This window comes from Cobetia sp. PDI-12MA, from assembly GCF_059507695.1.
In genome coordinates this window covers 2,557,032-2,577,439 of the sequence record NZ_CM183351.1, presented here as the reverse complement: position 1 = coordinate 2,577,439, position 20,408 = coordinate 2,557,032, and the positions used below count along the sequence as shown (strand labels likewise).

At 63.2% G+C, this 20,408-nt stretch carries 17 protein-coding genes and 1 pseudogene; 13 read left to right on the top strand and 5 right to left on the bottom strand.

The genetic code is table 11. The features are described from left to right. From AC5WNI_RS11010 to AC5WNI_RS10970, 9 genes are all read left to right on the top strand, one after another. On the top strand, positions 1-864 hold the full coding sequence (locus tag AC5WNI_RS11010; protein WP_175089497.1) for a WbqC family protein: 864 nt from the start codon (positions 1-3) through the stop codon (positions 862-864). Then, the gene (locus tag AC5WNI_RS11005; protein ID WP_285461540.1) at positions 855-2,324 is read left to right on the top strand and encodes a lipopolysaccharide biosynthesis protein; all 1,470 of its coding nucleotides are present in this window, start codon (positions 855-857) and stop codon (positions 2,322-2,324) included. The genes AC5WNI_RS11010 and AC5WNI_RS11005 overlap by 10 nt, the downstream gene beginning before the upstream one ends. Further along, entirely contained in the window at positions 2,318-3,442 is a 1,125-nt protein-coding gene (locus AC5WNI_RS11000; protein ID WP_495928458.1) for a glycosyltransferase family 2 protein, read from the top strand. Before AC5WNI_RS11005 ends, AC5WNI_RS11000 begins: the two co-directional genes overlap by 7 nt. A 142-nt stretch (positions 3,443-3,584) precedes the next feature. Then, positions 3,585-4,574: a phosphoribosyltransferase family protein gene (locus tag AC5WNI_RS10995; RefSeq protein ID WP_368449418.1), complete on the top strand. Its 990-nt coding sequence runs from the start codon at positions 3,585-3,587 to the stop codon at positions 4,572-4,574. Positions 4,575-4,688: 114 nt separating this feature from the next. Beyond that, complete coding sequence (locus AC5WNI_RS10990; protein ID WP_368449416.1) at positions 4,689-5,486, top strand: glycosyltransferase family 4 protein; 798 nt, start codon at positions 4,689-4,691, stop codon at positions 5,484-5,486. An 8-nt stretch (positions 5,487-5,494) separates the two neighbouring features. After that, positions 5,495-6,613 carry a hypothetical protein gene (locus AC5WNI_RS10985; RefSeq protein ID WP_285461544.1) on the top strand — a complete coding sequence of 373 codons (1,119 nt, stop codon included), beginning with the start codon at positions 5,495-5,497 and terminating at the stop codon, positions 6,611-6,613. A gap of 163 nt (positions 6,614-6,776) precedes the next feature. Beyond that, positions 6,777-7,943: a glycosyltransferase family 4 protein gene (locus AC5WNI_RS10980; RefSeq protein WP_368449414.1), complete on the top strand. Its 1,167-nt coding sequence runs from the start codon at positions 6,777-6,779 to the stop codon at positions 7,941-7,943. A gap of 17 nt (positions 7,944-7,960) precedes the next feature. Then, on the top strand, positions 7,961-8,440 hold the full coding sequence (locus AC5WNI_RS10975; RefSeq protein WP_175089503.1) for a hypothetical protein: 480 nt from the start codon (positions 7,961-7,963) through the stop codon (positions 8,438-8,440). A 643-nt stretch (positions 8,441-9,083) separates the two neighbouring features. Then, positions 9,084-10,190 (top strand): glycosyltransferase family 4 protein, encoded by a 1,107-nt coding sequence (locus AC5WNI_RS10970; RefSeq protein ID WP_368449412.1) that lies wholly within the window; start codon positions 9,084-9,086, stop codon positions 10,188-10,190. Positions 10,191-10,224: 34 nt separating this feature from the next. Here AC5WNI_RS10970 and AC5WNI_RS10965 read toward each other — a convergent pair whose 3' ends face one another. The 3 genes from AC5WNI_RS10965 to AC5WNI_RS10955 all read right to left on the bottom strand — a co-directional run bounded on the left by AC5WNI_RS10965 (position 10,225) and on the right by AC5WNI_RS10955 (position 13,690). Then, positions 10,225-11,481 (bottom strand): NAD(P)/FAD-dependent oxidoreductase, encoded by a 1,257-nt coding sequence (locus AC5WNI_RS10965; RefSeq protein WP_285461548.1) that lies wholly within the window; start codon positions 11,479-11,481, stop codon positions 10,225-10,227. 242 nt (positions 11,482-11,723) lie between these two features. Then, a complete protein-coding gene (locus AC5WNI_RS10960; RefSeq protein ID WP_495928457.1) occupies positions 11,724-12,296 on the bottom strand; it encodes a carboxymuconolactone decarboxylase family protein in 573 nt (190 codons plus the stop codon). 65 nt (positions 12,297-12,361) lie between these two features. Continuing rightward, positions 12,362-13,690, bottom strand: a complete 1,329-nt coding sequence (locus AC5WNI_RS10955; RefSeq protein ID WP_495928456.1) for an aspartate aminotransferase family protein — start codon at positions 13,688-13,690, stop codon at positions 12,362-12,364. A 165-nt stretch (positions 13,691-13,855) separates the two neighbouring features. Here AC5WNI_RS10955 and AC5WNI_RS10950 point away from each other — a divergent pair, with 165 nt between their 5' ends. The 4 genes and pseudogenes from AC5WNI_RS10950 (at position 13,856) to eat (ending at position 18,721) form a co-directional block, all read left to right on the top strand. Next, positions 13,856-14,788 carry a MurR/RpiR family transcriptional regulator gene (locus AC5WNI_RS10950; protein ID WP_175089508.1) on the top strand — a complete coding sequence of 311 codons (933 nt, stop codon included), beginning with the start codon at positions 13,856-13,858 and terminating at the stop codon, positions 14,786-14,788. A gap of 178 nt (positions 14,789-14,966) precedes the next feature. Then, a pseudogene (locus AC5WNI_RS10945) lies at positions 14,967-16,373 on the top strand (ethanolamine ammonia-lyase subunit EutB). Then, on the top strand, positions 16,370-17,230 hold the full coding sequence (gene eutC, locus AC5WNI_RS10940; RefSeq protein ID WP_285461552.1) for an ethanolamine ammonia-lyase subunit EutC: 861 nt from the start codon (positions 16,370-16,372) through the stop codon (positions 17,228-17,230). Before AC5WNI_RS10945 ends, eutC begins: the two are co-directional and overlap by 4 nt. Before the next feature lie 72 nt (positions 17,231-17,302). Further along, positions 17,303-18,721, top strand: coding sequence for an ethanolamine permease (gene eat / locus AC5WNI_RS10935; RefSeq protein WP_487886121.1), 1,419 nt, complete (start codon positions 17,303-17,305; stop codon positions 18,719-18,721). Between the two features lie 110 nt (positions 18,722-18,831). Here the strand turns inward: eat and thiE are convergent, their stop codons facing one another. After that, positions 18,832-19,455: a thiamine phosphate synthase gene (gene thiE / locus AC5WNI_RS10930; RefSeq protein ID WP_368449404.1), complete on the bottom strand. Its 624-nt coding sequence runs from the start codon at positions 19,453-19,455 to the stop codon at positions 18,832-18,834. Then, positions 19,445-20,284 carry a hydroxyethylthiazole kinase gene (gene thiM / locus AC5WNI_RS10925; RefSeq protein ID WP_495928455.1) on the bottom strand — a complete coding sequence of 280 codons (840 nt, stop codon included), beginning with the start codon at positions 20,282-20,284 and terminating at the stop codon, positions 19,445-19,447. The genes thiE and thiM overlap by 11 nt, the downstream gene beginning before the upstream one ends. Positions 20,285-20,408 lie beyond the last annotated feature (124 nt).

Sequence of the window (20,408 nt, the reverse complement as noted above, 5' to 3'; positions counted from 1 at the left end):
ATGAACATCGCGATCATGCAGCCCTATCTATTCCCGCATATCGGCTATTTCCAGCTGATGCATGCCTGTGACGAGTTTCTCGTCTATGACGATGTCGCCTTCATTCCGCGTGGCTATATCAATCGCAACAATGTGCTGCTGGGCGGCAGGGCGCATCGCTTCACGCTGTCGGTGCCCAAGGCATCGCCCAACCGCCTGATCTGCGAGCTCGTCTTCGGCCCGACACCTGACAGCCTGCTGACCACGCTGCATCACGCCTATGCCAGGGCACCGTATTACGCACAGGTCATGCCGCTGCTGCAGTCGGTGTTCCAGCATGAAGACCGCCGCATCGGGGCGCTGTGCAAGTACAGCTTCGAACGGGTGTGTGACTACCTGGGGCTGGAGTGTCGCTTTCTGCTCACCAGCGAGCTTGAGCACGACCGCAGCCTCAAGGCCCAGGACCGCCTGATCGGGATGTCACTGATGCGCGGGGCCAAGGGTTACATCAACAGCATCGGCGGTCGCAAGCTCTACCAGGCGGCTCCCTTTGCGGCCCATGGCATCACGCTGTCATTCCTCGCAAGCCAGCCGAGTGACTATTGCCAGACACCACGTGATTCGTGTGGCGAGGCGGGGGCAGATATATGCCGCCCAGAGCGTCACGAGGAGTTCGTCGCCGGCTTGTCGATCATCGATATGCTGATGTGGTGTTCACCGAGCGAGGTGCGCGACAGACTCGCCGAGTACCAGCTGCTGCCGGAAGGCCCGGAGCTGCTGCGCGCCGCGGGCAATGTTGCTGGAGACACGGCCTCTGTGCCGGGGCCGCTGGTGCGCGATGTCTCCACCCACTCGGTTCAGGGAGGCCTCGCCTCGTGTCACTGAGCAACAAGACCGCCATCGGCATTCTGTGGAATTTCTCCGATCAGCTATTGCGGCGTGGCATGGCCAGTCTGGTCACGCTGCTGCTGGCGCGGCTGCTGGTACCGGAAGATTTCGGGTTGCTGGCGATGGTGCTGGTCTTTCTGACCATCGCCTCGGCCATGATGGATTCCGGTCTTCAACAGGCCATCCTGCGCATGCCGACCCTCGGGCCGCGTGATGCCAGCACCGCCTTCTTCAGCAATATCGCCTTCGGGGTGCTGGCCTACGGCCTGCTGTATGCCAGCGCCCCCCTGATCGCCGACTTCTATGCCGAGCCACGCCTGATCGTGCTGGTGCGTATCGGCGGTATCGTGGTGCTGATCAATTCCTTCGAGGTCATTCAGGGCGCGATGCTCAACCGCGCTCTGGATTTTCGCACGCGCATGAAGGCTGGCATTCCCGGCAGCGTGGTGTCGGGCGGGGTGGCTGTGCTGCTGGGCTGGCTGGGCTTCGGGGTCTGGGCGCTGGTGGGGCAGATGTTGACGGCGGCGCTGGTCACTACCGCCCTGATGTGGTGGTGGGGGAGCTGGCGGCCACGACTGGAATTCGATGTGGTGTCCTTCAAGGCGATGTTCCGCTTCGGCTACAAGATGTTCCTGTCGCGCATGCTGGATGTGGTGTTCGTCAATCTTTACGTACTGCTGGTCGCCAAGCTGTTCTCCGCTTCGGTGGCGGGACTGTTCTTCTTCGCCGAGCGTCTCAAGGAGCTGGTGATCAATCAGCTGGTGACGGCGGTGCAGAACGTGACCTTCCCGGCGCTGGCGAGCATCCAGGAGGACCCGGTACGCCTCAAGAATGCCTATCGTCAGATCCTGCAGGTCATGGTCTATCTGCTGTTCCCGGCGATGCTGTTGCTGGCGGCGCTGGCCGAGCCGCTGTTCCTGACGCTATTGCCCAGCCGGTGGCTTGCGGCGGTGCCTTATCTGCAGCTGATGTGCATCGCGGCCGTCATGTATCCCCTGAGCACGCTCAATCTCAATGTGCTCAAGGTCAAGGGCCGCTCGGACCTGTTCCTCGGGCTCGAGATCATCAAGAAGGTGTTGATCTGTGCGGTGCTGGCGGTGACCTGGCGCCATGGCGTGATGGCGATCCTGATCGGCCAGATCGTGGTGGCGGTGGTGTCCTACATCCCCAATGCCTGGTTCTCGCGGGCGTTGATCAACTACAGCATCCGCGAGCAGCTGGCCGACTTCCTGCCGGCTCTGTGGCTTTCCGCTGCGGTGGCGGGCGCCACCTGGTGGGCCGTGCCTGCGCTGTTGGCCATCTGGCCGGCGCCGGTGGTGCTGGTGGTATCAGGCCTGCTGGCAGGGGCGGCCTATCTGTTGCTGTCCTGCTGGTTGCGCTTCGCGGCCTGGCAATACGGCGCCGGATGGATCCAGGAGCGTCTTTCACAACGGAAAGTGGGGAATACTGCATGTTAGAACTGAGCTATGCCCGGGCACTCGCGACGCCTCTCATGGATGGCACACCGCAGTCGGGCCCCTTGCCTGTGCCGCCGGTGCCTGCCGAGGAAGCCGCCATCATGGCGGAGTGGGAGGGCGATCTCAGCGCCCCGCGCGTCTCGGTGATGTGTTTCGCCTTCAATCATGGCGATTATATTCGCACGGCGCTGGATGGCTTTTTGATGCAGCGTACGCGTTTTGCGTTCGAGATCGTCGTGCATGACGATGCCTCGACCGATGGCACGCGGGAAATCATCGAGGAATATGCGGCCCGTTACCCGAACATCGTGCGGCCGATCCTGCAGGACGTGAACCAGTATTCACAGCATATCTGGCCGATCACCTTCTGCATGCCGGTGATGCGTGGCGACATCATCGCCTACTGCGAAGGCGATGATTACTGGATCAAGCCCGACAAGCTGGCCCGTCAGGTCGCCTTGTTCGACGCCTATCCCGAGGCGACGGTCTGTTTCCATCCGGCGCTGGAGTTCAATGAAGCCACCGGCGAGCACTCGCTCATCTGCCGCTATGCCGATAGCGTGAAGAAGATCTCTGCCGAGGCGGTGATCGGGCTGCGCGGCGCCTCCATTCCGTCACCGGCCTTCAGCTTCCGACGCGTCGACGCCACCGTCGACGCGATGATGGCGTCCTATCGCGGTGCCCCGATCATGGACTTCTTCCTGCAGTCCTACATGGCACTGCAAGGCGAGACTCTCTATTACGAAGATGCTGCCTGTGTCTATCGCCGCAATGCCAAGGGCTCCTGGACATCGCAGCAGCAGGAAAGCGAGGCCGAACAGCGCTATCAGAGCGACATGATCTCGGCCATCGACGTCTTTCATGCCAATACCCGGCACATGCCGCATTCCGACAGCCTGTATATCCCGCTCTATCACTACTTCAAGCAGTACGTGATGGCGCCCGCGAGCCCCATGCAGCGCCTGGCCAACTTCCGCCAGGGGGTCGCGCTGCTTTCGCACATGGACCGCAGTCGGCTGCTGCGCCTCGTGCGCCAGGATGTGATGACCAGGTTGACAGGCACTCGTCGCCGTCGTGTGACAGCCGACAGCGCAGTACAGAAGCGGAAAAGCGCCTGAATGCCCCGATTATCGGGGAGATGAGGGCGAGAGAAGCGTTTGATGACAGGACGTCGTCAATGACATCAAAAAAGCGCTGCAACACACAAAAGCGCGAAGGATAGCGGCCTCGGGCCGTCGTGAGTCGCAAGGGGACCGCAACATGAATTATCGCAGTTATGCCGATCTGAGTTCGGATATCGCCAGGCAGTTGCCGCGCCTGCAAGCCGGGAATTTCGATCTGATCGTCGGGATCCCGCGCAGTGGCATGGTGCCGGCCTACATGATCAGCGCCATGCTCAATCGAGCCTGCACGGACCTCGATACCTTCATCGCCAACGGCTCGCCCGGCAAGGGAATGACGCGCAAGCTACGTGGTACGGCGCAGAGCGCCTGGGAAAGTCAGCGTGTGCTGTTGGTCGATGACAGTTTCAACAGTGGGGCCTCGCTCAAGGCCTCCCTGGCGCGCATTCCGCAAGAATGTCCCTGTGACATCACCACCTGCGTCATCTATGCCAACCCGGCACCGGTGGTGGGGGTGGACATGTATCTGGTCGAGCTGGAGCACCCGCGTGCCTTCCAGTGGAATCTGTTCCATCACCCGGCGCTGGCCGATAGCTGCCTGGATATCGATGGCGTGCTGTGCCTCGACCCGACACCTGAGCAGAACGATGACGGCCCGCGCTATCGCGACTTCCTGACCAACGCGGCGCCTCTGCATATCCCGACCTACCGTGTGCACTCGCTGGTTACCAATCGGCTGGAAAAATATCGCCCCGAGACGACCGCCTGGCTGGCCCGTCACGGTGTCGAGTATGACCACCTGATCATGCTTGACCTGCCCAGCAAGGAAGAGCGCCTGCGCCAGAACCGCCATTCGAGCCACAAGGCGGATTACTACCGTGACTCCGGCTGTCGCCTGTTCATCGAGAGCGAGGTGGGGCAGGCCACCAACATCACGCGCATGACCGGCAGGCCTGTCTACTGCGTGGATGCCCACCAGATGATGACCCCCGAGTGGGCCTCGATGTCAGCGCAGAAGAAGGGCCAGGTGCTGATGTGCATGTTCAAGCGCATGGCGCGCCGGGTCGTGGCCTGGTTGCCGGCGCCGCTGGCCCGCCAGGCGCGCAGTGTCTATCAGCGACTGGCCTGAACGCAGAGAAGGAAGTGGGGCTGACGATGAGCGCCATGCGCAGATGACATGGCGCTCATCGTGAATTGATTCGATCGAGCCTGGCTCAAGGCAAACACTGGCGAAGGAGTGGCAATGAAGACGCATCGGATGGCGCTTTTGGTCGTGGCACGGCAGATGACCCTCGAGACTCGCCAGATGCTGGCGTTGGCGGCGGGGCTGACGCGCCTGGGGCACGAGGTGGACCTCATCGTGCCCCAGGCCCATGAGGAGTTGATCGAAGGTCTGGCCCATGGGGTGCGGCTGGTAGAGCTGGGCGTGCACACTGAGTTGACGGGCGTGCTGGCCCTGACGCGCTATCTGGCGCGTCATCGCCCGTGTGTCCTGTTGTCCAGCGGCCTGGAAGCCAACTTCAATGCGCTCAAGGCGCGCCGTCTGGACCGTTGGCGCGTGCCGGTGATTGCACATCATGTCGTGTCACCGGCCACTGAACTGGTGGCGGCTGGCAGCAAGGCGCGGGGCCTGAGGCGCAGGATGGCGCTCAAGTATCCGCATGCGGCACTGGTGCTGGTCGAAAGCGATGAAGCCGGCTGCCAGGTACGCCACGAGGGCGGAATCGAGGCCGCGCGCGTCGTGACGTTGCCGTTGACCCCTGATGAGGAGACAGGAGCGCTGAGCGAGCATCAATTGATGCAGTGCCTGTCGTTGATGCTGTCGGCAGCCCAGGTCGAGGGCGCATCTCCTTTCTCGACCCGGGGCTGGCAGGTCAGCAGCGGGGGAGCTGCGGCTGGCCTCGCGCAGTCCTCGTCAACGCTCGACACCTCTGGCGTGGTGAGTCGCCAGGCCCCCAGCGCTGATACCGGCGCGTCCGCGCCCCTCATGACATCCGCCAGTCTGCAGGCCGAACTGGCCAACAGCGGCGCACGAGAATAAGTCTTTCCATGGAACACATTCTGCTCGACCTGCCCAACCTGCTTGTCTGTCTGGTACTGGTGATGGTGGGCTTTCTGCGTGGTTGGGTAACGCGCAATGTCGCGATCATCCTGAGTCTGAGCAGTGCGGTGCCGTATCTGTTGAACAATGTGCTGTTCGATGCCGAGTACATGCCGGACCAGTTCCGCTACTGGGAGCAGGTATTGGCCATGCGCAGCATGGACTGGGGAGCGATGGACCATTCCCTGACCGTCTCGGTCTCGTCGGGATTTCTGGCGCTGTTGCCGTTGCCGCTGGCGGAAACCATCACCAGCCTGGGCTTCTTCAACAAGTTCCTCTATATCGGCGCGCTGATGGTGCTGATTCGCCGCGGCATCATCTCCCACGCGGTATTGCTCTTCGTGCTGTGCTACCCGAGCCTGGTGCTCTACAGCTCACTGAGCCTGCGCGACACCCTGGTCACCGGCTTCATGCTCGGCAGCTTCCTGCTGGCCATCGAACGTCGGCCGGTGTGGGCGCTGATCTTCCTGTTGCCGTTATGGATCATCAAGTTCCAGAACGCTCTGATCATGCTGATCTTCCTCGGCATCTATCTCCTCTACGACGTCAGCCGTCAGGGCCTGTCGACCAGGCGATTCTGCTGGTTGCTGGTCGGGCTGGCCGCCAGTGTGTTGGTCATCTATCCGCTGGCGGTCGACCAGATCAACTTCTTCCGCGCGGCCATGTATCTGGAAGATGGCGGCAAGATCGAGGATGTGGAAGTCATTCAAGGCTTCGGGGACTTCGTGGTGACGGGGATCCAGGGCGCGCTCTATTTCCTGATCAAGCCATTGCCCTGGGAAGCCGCCAATGTGCTGCAGTTGATCCAGTCGGGAGAGAACCTGCTGGTGGTCGCCTTCCTTGTCTGGCTGACCCTCAAGTGCTGGCAGATCCAGCGTGAGAAGACGCTCTTCTGGCTGCTGTATCTGATCGGTGCCTTCACCATCTATGGGCTCGTCGTCTTCAACTACGGCACCGCGGTGCGCTATCGCTTCCCGTTCCTGGTCATCTATGTGGTGTGCATGGCGCATGACACAGGACTGGTGCGGCTGTGGCAGCAGCAACGCCGGCCTGCGTTGCTGGACTGACCTGCTGGACCGAGCTGCTGGACTGGACTCGACGCCCTTCCTTTCTCGCTGGTGTCGCTTCTCGATCGTTTCGCTTGTCGATGGCCTCTCTTCGGGATGCTGCCGGTCGCGCGGGCTCAAGCTCGCGCATGTTCTTCTTCGCATGACACGCAAGGAATGCCCCATGCCAACACGTGACGCACAGCCCTCCACGGTGGTGCTGGTCTCCAACTCGTCGTTCTTTCTCTACAACTTCCATCGCGGCGTCATCGAAGGGCTGCGTGACTCGGGGTATCGCGTGGTATGCCTTGCACCCACCGATGCGCATAGCGAGTACCTGGTGAACGAGCTCAAGGTCGAGCATCGTGCGCTGGGCATGGAAGGCAAGGGCACCTCGCTGATCGGCGAGGGCAAGAGTCTGCTGGCATTGTTGGGGACATTGCTGAAACTCAAGCCACGCTATGTTCTCAACTTCACCATCAAGGCCAATGTCTATTCGGGGCTGGCCTGTCGGCTGCTCAAGATTCCTTACACCAACAACGTCTCGGGGCTGGGCACCGCCTTCATACATGACAGCTGGCTGTTTCGTCGGGTACGGGCGCTGTATGGCTTCGCCAACCGTGGCGCGCGTTGCGTGTTCTTCGAGAACCGCGATGATCAGCGTCTGTTCATGCGCCTCGGGCTGCAGAAGTCCACACCGTCTGTCGTGCTGCCCGGCGCCGGTATCGACCCGCAACGCTTCGCCTTTGCCCCGCAGCCGCAGACGCCACCGCTGACCTTCGTGATGGTCGCACGCCTGATCGGCGACAAGGGAGTACGGGAATACGTGACGGCGGCCGAGCGTCTGCATGAGCGTTATCCGCAGGCACGCTTCTGGTTGATCGGCCCGTCGGGAATCAGCAATCGCACCGCGATCAGCGATGAGGAAATCGCGGCCTGGCGCGAGCGCGGCATATTGCACTACCTGGGCGAACAGCGGGATGTGCGCCCCTTCCTGGCCGAGGCCAATGTGCTGGTGCTGCCGTCGTACCGGGAAGGCATGCCACGCACGGTGTTGGAGGCGGCCTCGATGGGACGTCCGGCGATCGTCAGTGATGTGCCGGGCTGTCGCAGCTCGGTCAAACCAGGCGTTACCGGATGGCTGTGCGAAGCGGCCGATGCCGAGTCCCTGGAGCAGCAGATGCAGGGCTGTCTGGACATGCCGTATGCGGCGTTGATGGAGGCGGGGCAGGCGGCACGCGTGCGTATCGAGCGTGAATTCGATCAGCAGATCGTGGTGCGTGCCTACCTGGGCTGTCTGCAGCACACACTGGATATCGAGTTGCGTAAGTCAGTACTCGCTACTGCGTGAGGTAGGACGCTAACATATTGACACCGTTGGATTTTCGTCAGGAAGATGAAGAAAATCGTTCTCGACGGTTGGGCAAATATCAGGAACTGCTGCTGGATTTAACGCGCATAATGGCCCCGCGAGTGAGAGTGACAGGCGCCTGCCTGGAGAGCTCAATCGGTCGGGACAGTGCTTCTTCTTGCAATGACACATCGCGTGTCGCTGAACAGGCCGTCTCGCTGGAACGCGATCGATCGTTATCAAAGGGAAGGATGCCCGTGAATACCATCAACAGAGAGCAGAATGTCGTCATGAGTGGATATCGTTTCTGCGCCCAATGCGGGGGCGCCAGCGTACATCGCGTAAAACGCCATTGGTGGCAGCGACTGGCCGGCAAGGCGCCGCTCTATCACTGTGAAGATTGCGGCATCATCCATCGCGTCTCGACTGAAGCCATCACTGCCAGCCGGACGAGCAAGCAGGACGCTGAATCGTCTCACCCGATTGCTGACCGCTGATCCTGTCTCCAGGTGCCAGCATTGAGCGATTGAGATGAACCTGGCGCGCCGGCAGTGGATCTGGCTCGTCATCACCCATGCCACGGCGCGCGTTGTACGCCCACCCCGATTCAGGACAAGCGTGCTTCTCAGAAGGCGGGGGTGAGCAGGGCGCGTTGAGCTGGCCTCTCGCATGCTGCCTGGCAGTGCTCGTTCAGCGCTCAGACCGCTTGCCACTCTCGATTTCGAACTCGCTTCTCGAGCTTGCTTTCCGTGCTAGCTCCCCGTGTCGGCTTACCACGCACGCTCCTATTGCCGTGTTTCCTGCTGACGCGTTGTCTTTCTGGACGTGCTGTCTTTCCGACGTACTGGCTTTCCGAAAAGGTGCCTGAGGCATCTTTCTCCATGAAGCTGTCATGTCGTGTGGCCCGCCGGTCGTCTTGCTTTCAGTAGTTTTGCGCGACCATGCCTGCACTGGCTTCTGCATTAGCGTGCTGGGCAAGGTCGCACCGCTTCATGTCTTTCCCCCTATCTCCCGCCATCGACCCTCGTCGGTGGCGGGTTTTTTCTGCGCCGCAGTCGGGCATTTCGATCAAGCAAGGCGATATCTCGTCTGCTGTCGGGTGCCTCGCGGCGAGCATTTCCCTGTGGAGCGCATGAGCCAATGAAGATTCTGTTTGTCGTCGGTAATCTTTCCAGTGACGGAGGCACGGAACGTGTCACATGCGAAATCGCCAGCGGACTGGCGCGTTCGGATCATGAGGTGATGATCGCGAGTCTGTTCGGGCCAGCGACCAGCTCGTTTGCCCTGGAGGCCAGCATCACGACCTGTTACCTGAATCTGAAGGAAGCCAGAGGCGGGGCCCGGCGTTCGCTGGGCATCAGTTCGGCGCTGCTGGCCAAGGTCCGTCACCAACAGGCTGATGTCGTGGTGCTGGTGGATTCGATCCTGTTCGCCTTCTGTGCGCCGTGGGCTCCGTTCCAGCGCGCCCGGATCATCTGCTGGGAGCATTTCAACCTCGCCACCGATCATGGTTCACGCCTGCGTTCGGTGGGGCGCTCGACCGCCGTGCGCCTGGCCGACGCCATCGTGGTGCTCACCGAGCGGGACGCCGAGGCCTGGCGAGCGCGCTACCGCATCCGCGACAAGGTCGGCGCGATCTGGAATCCGGTACCGCACTTCCCCAGGCCCAGCGAAGAGAGCACAGCGTCGCGTACCGTGCTGGCTGTCGGGCGACTGACGGAGCAGAAGGGCTTCGATGTGCTGCTGAATGCCTGGCACAAGGTCGTGTCGGCCCACCCTGACTGGCGGCTGCGCATCGTCGGTTGGGGCGAGGATGAAAATGACCTCAAGGCCCAGGCCTGGACATTGGGCCTGAGTGACAGCGTCGTCTTCGTGGGCCGCACCTCACAGGTGGAAAAGGAGTATCAGCGGGCGGCGCTGTACGTGATGAGCTCACGCTGGGAGGGGCTGCCGATGACCCTGCTGGAAGCGCAATCCTTTGGCTTGCCGGTGGTCTCGACAGATTGTGAGACCGGGCCTGCCGAAATCCTGGCCGGCGGCAGTGGCGTGCTGGTGGATGTCGAGGACGATGAGGCTCTGGCGCGCGAGATCCGTGACCTGATCACGGATGAGGCTCGTCGCAGCGAGATGTCCCTGCTGGCCCGCGACAATGCCGCGCGCTTCGATGCCGACACCCTGTGCGGCGAGTGGCAGCAGTTGCTGGAGCGCCTGACCACCGGTCAAGCCCGCATCGCGGATGCCTCGTAAAATAACGCCCTGACATCAGAGATGGAGCATGGTTTCAAAACCGAGCAGGGGAGCAGGGCGTGATCCACTCTGGTGAGCCTTTGGCTAGACATTCGCTGACCAGGCGCCCCGTCACGCCTGCAAGTGTCACCCCGATATGCTGATGGCCAAAGGCATGAATCACGCGAGGCTCATTGGGTGATGGGCCGATCACCGGTACGCAGTCGGGTAGGGTGGGACGAAAGCCCAGCCAGCGCCGGGCGACCGGGGCGTTGATTCCCAGCACCTTGCGCACCCGGCTTTCCAGATAGTCGAAACGGGCCGGATTGGCCGGCCCCGCAAGCGAACTCAGCTCCACGGTGCCGGCCACTCGCAGACGCGCACCCTCGTCGCTGTGCAGTGGCGTCATGTAGAAGGCGCTTTCCACCGGGCAGGTCGGGCGGTTGAGCGGCGAGTGCTCGAGATCGAATTCGATGTGATAGCCACGCTCGGTATCCAGCGGAATCCTGTCGCCGAGCTGGCGGGCTAGGTTTGCCGACCAGGCCCCGGCTGCCAGCACCACTCTATCCGCCCTGAGTCGCCGGCCATCGGCGTACTCCAGCAGCATGCCGGAGGCCTGTCGGCTCAGGCGGATGACCTCAGCGCTGACGATTCGGCTCTCTTCGCGCAGCGGGGTGGCCAGGGCGTCGATGAACACCTGCGGGTCGTCGAGGTGACAGGAGGAGGGGAACAGCACGCCGCCCGCGGTGTGGCCTTCCATGGCCGGTTCCAGCGCGATCAGCTCGTCCGCCGTCAGCACCTGCTGGTGGATGCCGAGCTGATCGCGTAGTTGGATATCGCCCTGTGCGGCCTGCAGGTTCTCGGCCTTGCCGTAGGCATACAGGCAGCCCTTGCGCTGAATCATCGCGGCAGCGGCGGGGGCATCGTCGAGCAGCGGCTGGTAGTCCGTGTAGGTATGGCTGAGCAGCCGGGCCAGCATCTCGCTGTTGGCACGAAAGCGAGTGGCGTTGCACTGGCCCATGAAGCGCATCAGCCACGGCGAGAGCCTGGGCAGGCACTTCCAGTCGATGACGAAGGGCGAGTCAGGCGACAGCAACAGCGAAGGCATGCTGCGCCAGATTTCCGGGCGAGCGATGGGCAGGCAGCCGTAATCCGCCAGAGTGCTGGCATTGCCGAAGGAGGTGCCGCTGGCGATGCCTTCGCGTTCGATCATCATCACCTCGTGGCCGTTGCGCCGCAGCCACAGGGCACAGGCGACACCCACGGCGCCTGCGCCGATCACCGCCACTTCCGTGTGTTCGCCATCACTCATCGAGTGCTCACCTTGTGGTCATCTTGTTGTTATCGAGGTGTTGTCATCCTGGCGTCGATATCGAAGCGCCGTCATCGAGGTATTCGCGCCGCAATGACGCACGCCCCGAGGGTGGCCGGGGCGCAGCAGGAGACCTTCGAGAATGCCTCGCGTGCGACAGCTGGGCAAGCGCGCTGTGGCCGTGCGTGTCGTACTCAAGCGTTGCGGGCGTGGCGAAATCCAGGCCCTTCAAGACACGCGCTTCAAGTTCGGCTCGGCTCCTCGAAGGGTAGCGGGATGTCATCACCGCGCCGGACGGCGAAGACATTCAGCGTCATGGCCACCAGGGCGTAATACCCCAGTACTCCGACCAGCTCCACTACCACGGTTTCGCCGAACATCGCGACGGCCTCGCCGTACAGGGCATCATCGATGCGCCGCTTGGCGTAGAGCGCGCGGGTGATGCGATAGACCAGCCGCTCATCTTCCCGTGTAAATTCGGGTTCACGCTCCTCGCGCAGCGCCGTGATGACCTCGGGTGCGAGGCCGGCCTGCTCGGCGATCGGCGCGTGAATCTGCCATTCGGCCTGGGATTGCCACCACACCGCCGTGGTGAGAATCGCCAGCTCGCTGAGGCGCAGCTCGAGGCCGGTGGCGTAACGGCAGAAGGCGCCGAGGCGCTGGGCATGACTGGCAAGCTCGGGGCTGTGGATCCAGGCCAGGAAGGGGCCGTCCAGATTGCCGCGCGGGCCGCTGAGAATCTCGGCCAGCACCTCGCGCTGAGCCGCGCTCATGCTGGCGTCATCCAGTTCGGTCAGACGCGATGTGATCGCCATGAAAGTCACTCCTTTCAAATCCATTCAAAGATCGTTAGGTAGGCAATGCGCCTGCAGCTTAGCCGTCACAGGCTGGCCAGGGTGGTATCGATGGCACGCCCCAGCCTGGCGGTGAGCTCGTCCAGGTGCGACTCCTGAAGAATGAACGGCGGTGCCAGCAGGATGTGATCGCCCTGGCGGCCATCCAGGGTGCCGCCCATCGGGTAGCACATCAGGCCTTCAGCCATCGCAGCCTTCTTGAGCCGTGCGTGAAGCTTTAGGGTCGGGTCGAAGGGGCGCTTGCTGTCGCGATCCGCCACCAGCTCCAGTCCCTGGAAGAGGCCGCGACCACGGATGTCACCGACATGGGCGTGATCCGCGAAGCGCTCGTTCAGGCGCGCCTTGAGCCCCTCGCCGAGGACGTTGACGCGAGTGAGCAGGTCGCGGGCTTCGATGGTCTGCTGGACTGCCAGCGCCGCGGCACAGGCGGTGGCATGGCCGATGTAGGTATGACCGTGCTGGAAGAAGCCGGAGCCATTGGCGATGGCATCACGGATGCGCTGGCTGACCAGGGTCGCGCCGATCGGCTGGTAGCCGGCGCCCAGGCCCTTGGCGATGGTGATCAGGTCCGCCGTGATGCCTTCCTGCTCGGCGGCGAACAGGCTGCCGGTACGTCCCATGCCGCACATCACCTCGTCGAGAATCAGCAGCACGCCGTAGCGATCACAGACCTCGCGGATGCGTCTGAAGTAGCCGGGTACCGCCGTGACGGCGCCCAGGGTGGCACCGACCACCGGCTCGGCCACGAAGGCCATCACATTCTCGGCGCCCAGGCGCAGGATTTCCTCCTCAAGTTCCGCGGCGAGACGAATGCCCATCGCCTCGGGCGTCTCGGCGAGCTGCTGGTCCCGATAGGCGTAGCAGGGGCTGACGTGGCTGACGTTGATCAGCAGCGGCTCGAATTGCTGACGGCGCCAGGCGTTGCCGCCGGTGGCCAGCGCACCCAGCGTATTGCCGTGATAGCTCTGGCGCCGCGCGATCAGATGCTTGCGCTGGGGCTGGCCGATCTCGACGAAATACTGACGGGCCAGCTTGAGAGCCGCCTCGACCGATTCCGAGCCGCCGGAGACGAAGTAGACGGAGTCGAGTCCTGCAGGGGCGCGTTCGATGAGAAAGTCGGCCAGCTGCTCCATCGGGTCACTGGTGAAAAACGAGGTATGCGCGTAGGCCAGTTGGCTGACCTGATTCTTGATGGCCTGCGCCACGGCCTCGTCGCTGTGCCCCAGGCATGACACGCCCGCACCACCGCTGGCATCCAGATAACGGCGACCCTCGCGATCAACGATGTAAGGGCCATCGCCCTTTGCAGCGATGGGATAGTCCTGATTGAGGTTGCGATGCAGTACGTGACTCATGTGGGCTCCGGGGGGCAGGGGTGCGAAGGTGTAATGCAAATATGTAGTGCATTTATGTTTTATGCAATAAATCATTGCATGAAGTCGCCTGAATCTTCGGTCTCGACCGGCCAGAGATGCTACCGTTGCCGCCATCTGTCCTGTCCCTTGCCAAGGAGGCGTCCCATGCCCCCATCCTCACAAGCCCCCGGGCCCGTATCCCCTGACTCGCCGCCGGAGACCCTGGAGGGGTTGAAGCAGCTGCTGGTGGCGATTGATCGCCGTGAGGTGGATATCCGCCTCGGCGCGAGTTCCCGGCGTGTGCTGGCGGTGCTGATCGAGTCCCCGCAACGCACGGCGGTGTCTTCCATCAGCCAGCTGGCGGAGCTGACCGGCGTGAACGCCTCGACCTTCTCGCGTCTGGCCCAGCGGCTGGGTTACGAGGGCTTCAGCCGATTTCAGGCTGTCTTCCGTCAGGCGGTGACGGATGGCGAGCATTTCTACAGTCAGCAGGCGGCGCGACTGTCGTCACGTGATGCCGACAGTGGTGCCATGGCGCAGCTTGCGCGGCTGGGGCGTCAGGAAAGCGCCAACATTCTCGGCATGCTCGAGAAGGTGGACGCCGCGGCCTTCGAGGCCGCGACCACCTTGCTGGCCGAGGCACCGCGCGTGCGCCTGCACGGCATGCGCCAGTTCAATTCCCTGGCACTGTTCATGGCCTATGGGCTGGGCATGCTGCGCCCGGACGTGGCACCGCTGGACGCCAGTCGTCAGGGCGTGGCGGATGCGCTGGCTCAGCTGACGGCGGGTGATGTGCTGGTGGTGGCCAGTTGCTTCCCCTATACCCCAAGCGTGGTGGCCTGCGCCGAGGTGGCGGTGGAGCGTGGTGTCGAGGTGATTGCGCTGACCGATTCGGCCAGTTCTCCGCTGGAGCCGCTGGCGCGCTACAGCTTCCATGTGCCCAATCACAGCCTTTTTTATAGCAACAGCATGAGCGCCTTCATGTTCCTCGCCGAAGGTCTGCTCAGCGAGGTGGCCAGCAAGCTGGGTGAGGCCGGGGTGGCCTCGCTCAAGCATCGCGAGGCGATCATCACGAAGCTGGGGGGCGCACGCGGCTGACCCCCGCGACTCACTGCACCGAGCGTGAACGCGGGCATGCACCATAGTGGTGCTAGCGCAGCCCTATGCAATGCGGCTTCAAGGCGCATGCGGGACCAAAGAGGCATGGAGAGATATTGGCGTGATTCCTGCAAACCGACTGAGATGAAATGACATCTGTCAGTGCAAGGAATTTTCCATGAGCCGCGAGTACCGTTATACCCTGGGCAGTTAGGTCCATCGTTTCGCCAATCTGGCGGAGTTGATGGCCAAGGCGACGCCCGCCCGCTCCGGAGATCGTCTTGCTGGTGTGATCGCGGAAACCGCCGAGGAGCGAGTCGTCGCGCAGCTGTGTCTGGCGGAGCTGCCCCTCAAGACCTTCCTCGAAGACGTGCTGATTCCCTACGAACAGGACGACATCACCCGCCTGATCATTGATGAGCATGATCCGGTGGCGTTCCTGCCGATCGCGCATCTCACCGTCGGCGACTTCCGCAACTGGCTGCTGAGTGACCTCGCGACGCCGGCGATGCTGGCGCAGGTGCGTGCCGGCATTACCCCCGAAATGGCCGCCGCGGTCAGCAAGCTGATGCGCAATCAGGATCTGATTCTGGTCGCAAGGAAGTGCGAGGTGGTCACGGCCTTTCGCAATACCATCGGCAAGAGCGGCCATCTCTCGACCCGCCTGCAGCCCAATCATCCTACCGATGACGTCACCGGTATCGCCGCCAGCATTCTCGATGGTCTGCTCTACGGCAACGGCGACGCCGTGATCGGCATCAATCCGGCCACCGACAACGTGGCCCAGAGCATCAAGCTGATGCGCCTGATGGATGAGGTGATCCAGAAGTATTCGATTCCTACCCAGTCCTGCGTGCTGACCCATGTCACCAATACCATTGAATGCATCGAGCAGGGCGCCCCGGTGGATCTTGTCTTCCAGTCCATCGGCGGCACCCAGGCCACCAACGAGAGCTTCGGTGTCGAGCTTTGCGTGCTGGAAGAGGCGCAGCAGGCCGCGCTGTCGCTCAAGCGCGGCACGGTGGGCGACAACGTGATGTATTTCGAGACCGGTCAGGGCAGTGCGCTGTCCGCCGATGCCCATCACGGCCTGGACCAGCAGACCTGCGAGGCGCGCGCCTATGCAGTGGCCCGCAAGTACTCGCCGTTGCTGGTGAACACCGTGGTCGGCTTCATCGGTCCCGAGTATCTGTTCAATGGCAAGGAGATCATCCGCGCGGGGCTTGAGGACCACTTCTGCGGCAAGTTGCTGGGCCTGCCGATGGGCTGCGACATCTGCTACACCAATCATGCCGATGCCGATCAGAACGACATGGATACCTTGCTGACGCTGCTCGGGGTGGCGGGCTGCAACTTCATCATGGGCATCCCCGGCTCGGATGACATCATGCTCAACTATCAGACCACCTCCTTCCACGATGCCCTCTATGCCCGGCGGGTACTGGGCCTGGGCCCGGCGCCGGAATTCGCCGCCTGGCTCGAGGAGATGCAGATCTTCACCGATGTCGCCCAGCAGAAGCTGCCCACTGACATGCCGTCCTGCTTTGCCGATTCCCTGCGTCAGGTATCCGGAGGTGACGCATGAGCCATGACCAGCCCTCTGCTGACGCACTCTCGCGCAGCCTCGAACCTGATGCCATCGTCACGCCCAATGCCTGGCAACGGCTTGGCCAGTTCACGGATGCGCGCATCGGCCTGGGCCGTGCCGGCATCAGCCTGCCGACCAATCGTTCGCTGGAATTCCAGCTGGCGCACGCCCGCGCCCAGGACGCCGTCCACCTGCCGCTGGAGATTCCTCGACTGATCGAGGATCTCCAGCAACTGCCTGCACTCGAGAACGCCCCGGACATCCAGCATCTGCATAGCCGCGCCGTAGACCGCACCACCTATCTGCAACGCCCCGACTACGGCCGGCGTCTTGATGAGACCTCGTGTGGGCAGCTGTCCAGCCTCGCAGCGGAGCCTGCGGATCTGGCCATCGTGGTCGTCGATGGGCTCTCGTCTCTGGCGGTACAGAACAACGCCGCGCCCTTCATCGCGGCATTGCTGGAAACGCTTGCCGAGGATGGCCCGGATGCCTGGACGCTCACACCGATCAGCGTGGTGGAGCAGGGGCGGGTCGCGATCGGCGATGAAGTCGGTGAGCTGCTCAAGGCGCGGGCGGTGCTGGTGATGGTCGGCGAGCGCCCCGGCCTCAGCTCTCCGGACAGCCTCGGCCTCTATCTGACCTGGCAGCCGCGCGTCGGCCTGAGCGATGCCAGCCGCAACTGCATCTCCAACGTGCGCCCGGCAGGGCTCGACTTCGCCATGGCCGCCCAGCGTCTGCACTACCTATTGCGCGAGGCACGCAAGCTCGGTCTCACCGGGGTGGGGCTCAAGGACAGAAGTGGCGACAACTCGCTGGAGAGCGGGGGCGGTATCCAGAACTTTCTGCTGTCCTGACGGGACGGCAGCGCAGCAGCGGGAAACTCCCGATCCAACAATGACAATGCTTGACGGCAACAAGGCGGCACCATGACTCGCGACACGCATCACGACACGAATGAGCAGGACTATCTGGCCAGACGCCAGTTGAAGAAGGGCACGGCAGGTTGGGTCCTGCTGGCGGGACTCGGGGTCTCCTATGTGATCTCCGGCGATTTCGCCGGCTGGAATTTCGGTATCGGCGAGGCGGGCTGGGGCGGCTTCGCGATCGCGGCGCTGCTGATGGGCATCATGTATCTGGCGCTGGTGCTGTCGCTGGCGGAAATGTCAGCGGCCATTCCGGCCGCCGGCGGCGGTTACAGCTTCGCGCGTCAGGCCATGGGCCCGGCTGGCGGCTATCTCACCGGCCTCGCGGTATTGATCGAATATGCGCTGGCACCCGCGGCCATCGTCATCTTCATCGGCAGCGCGGTGGAGTCGCTGCTGGGGATCAATGGCCCGATCATCTACGCCATCTTCTATCTGGTGTTCATCGGCATCCACCTGGCGGGGGTCGGCGAGGCGCTCAAGGTGATGATGGTGATCAGCGGCCTGGCGGTGTTCGCGATCATTGCCACCGCCGTCGCGCTGATCGGTGACTTCGATAGCAGTCGCCTGTTCGACATCGCACCTACCGACGCCTGGGGGGCCAGCGACTTCATGCCCAATGGCTGGTATGGCATCTGGGCGGCGCTGCCCTTCGGCATGTGGCTGTTCCTGGCCGTGGAAGGGGTGCCGCTGGCGGCAGAGGAATCGCGCAATCCGGTTCGTGATGTTCCGCGTGGCATCATCGGCGCCATGCTGTTTCTGATGTTCACCGCCGTGCTCGTCGTCTTCCTGCTGGCCGGTGCCGCCGGTGCCGAGGCGATCGGCAGCAGTGCCGTGCCGCTGGTGGATGCGCTGAACGCGACCGGCAGTGAAGGGCTGGCAACGCTGGTCAATGTGCTGGCCCTGGCGGGGCTGGTGGCGTCGTTCTTCTCGATCATCTACGGCTACAGCCGTCTGGTGTTCGCGCTGTCACGAGCCGGCTACCTGCCCAAGACGCTGTCGCTGACCAGCAAGCGCAAGGCGCCGACCTGGGCGCTGGTAGTGCCGGGCATCTTCGGGTTCCTGGTCTCGCTGACTGGCGAGGGCGATCTGATCCTGGGCATGGCGGTGGTGGGGGCGACAGTCTCCTACGCGCTGATGGCGGCCAGCCATATCCTGCTGCGGCTGCGTCAGCCGGCGCTGGAGCGTCCCTATCGCACGCCGGGCGGCATCGTGACGTCCGCCATCGCACTGGTGCTCTCGCTGATCGCGCTGACCGGGGTCTATGCCTTCGACCCGCGTGCCTTCAATTACACCGTGGTGCTGTTCGTGGTGGGCATCGCCTACTACACCATCTTCAGCCGTCATCGACTGGTGGCGAAGACCGCCGAGGAGGAGTTCGCGCTGGTGGCGAATGCCGAGAGTGACCTGGCGGCCAGCTGATCCGCTCAAGCAGTTCAATCAGCTCAAGCCCTCAGATAGCAAAGACGCCAACGCCCGCCATGACTGACCATGGCGGGCGTTGGCGTCTCTATCTGATGGGTGGGATCAGATCAGAAAGGATACTGCGCCAGGAATTGCTGGGCGGCCGCGGCGGGGTCTTCGGCACTGCACAGCGCCGATACGACGGCGAGGCCGTCGGTGCCGCTGGTCATGACTTCGCCGGCATTGGCCAGCGAGATACCGCCGATGGCGACCGTCGGCAGCGGGCTTGAGCGCACGAGCTGCGTGAGCCCCTCGATGCCCAGCGGCGCGGCATGATCCGGCTTGGTCGGGGTGGCATGGACCGGGCCGAGGCCGAGGTAGTCGATGCGCTCGACATCGACGGCCTTGAGCTGCTCAAGCGTCTGTACCGACAGGCCGATCAAGGCGTCCTCGCCGAGACGGCGACGCGCCTCGACCGGGTCGCCATCGCTCTGACCGATGTGCAGGCCATCGGCGCCACTGGCCAGCGCGACCTCGATGCGGTCATTGATGATCAGCGGTACCTCGTACTCGTCCAGCAGCGCCTTGAGGCGGATGGCCTGGGCGATCATCTCCTCGTCGCTGGCGTACTTGTCGCGCAGCTGCACGACACTGACGCCACCGCGTACGGCGGCCATCACGGTGGCTTCCAGGCCGCGCTCGGCGCACAGCGCGGGGTCGGTGACCAGGTAAAGGGATAGATCAAGTGACATCGGTCAGCTCCAGACGAGAGGCTAGCAGGGTGGAATCGGCGTCGAGAGTATACAGGGCATCCATGAAGCGTGGCACGAAGCTGCCCGGCCCTTGCGCTGACTGGCCCGCCGTCTCACCGGCCTCGGCGTAACAGGCCAGCGCGGCGGCGGTGGCCTGCAGGGGCTCGTCATGTCCGGCGAGGGAGGCGGCGAGGAAGGCGGCGACCACGCTGCTCAGCGCGCAGCCCATGGCAGTGACGCGGCCCATCAGCGCATGGCCACCTTGAACCGTGATTTGGCGCTTGCCATCGGTGACGATATCGACACGGCCAGTCATTGCCACCACGCAATTCTGCGCGCGCGCCAGGGCGACGGCTGCCCGATAGGCGCGCTCCTGCGCATCCTCACCATCATCGCCACTGTCCACGCCGCGGCCCTGATTCATCTCACCGACCAGCGCCAGCACTTCGGAGGCATTGGCGCGAATCACGCTGGGGCGATATTCCAGCAGCGAGCGGCAGGCATACTGGCGCAGGCTGGAGGCGCCGATGCCGACGGGGTCCAGCACCCAGGGTTTGCCATCGCGGTGGGCGCACATCGCGGCCAGCTGCATGGCCTCGATCCAGCTGGGTGAGAGGGTACCGATATTGATCGACAGCGCTGCACTGATGGCGGAGATCTCCTGGATTTCCTGCTGTGCATGCGCCATCAACGGCGAGGCACCGATGGCCAGCAGGGTGTTGGCGGTCGGCGTCATCGCGACATGATTGGTGATGTTGTGCACCAGCGGAGTGGTCTGGCGCAGCTGATTCAGCAGGCTGCCGGGGGAAAGGGATGACGATGGGGTCATGGGATCTCGTGACTGGAGAAAGGAGGCATCAGCGCTCGAGAGTAGAAGCTGGCTTTGAAAGGTCAAGTGGCAAGGGCCGGCGCTGACGTGACGCGGGAGCTCTCTGTTATCTATCAAGAGTCGC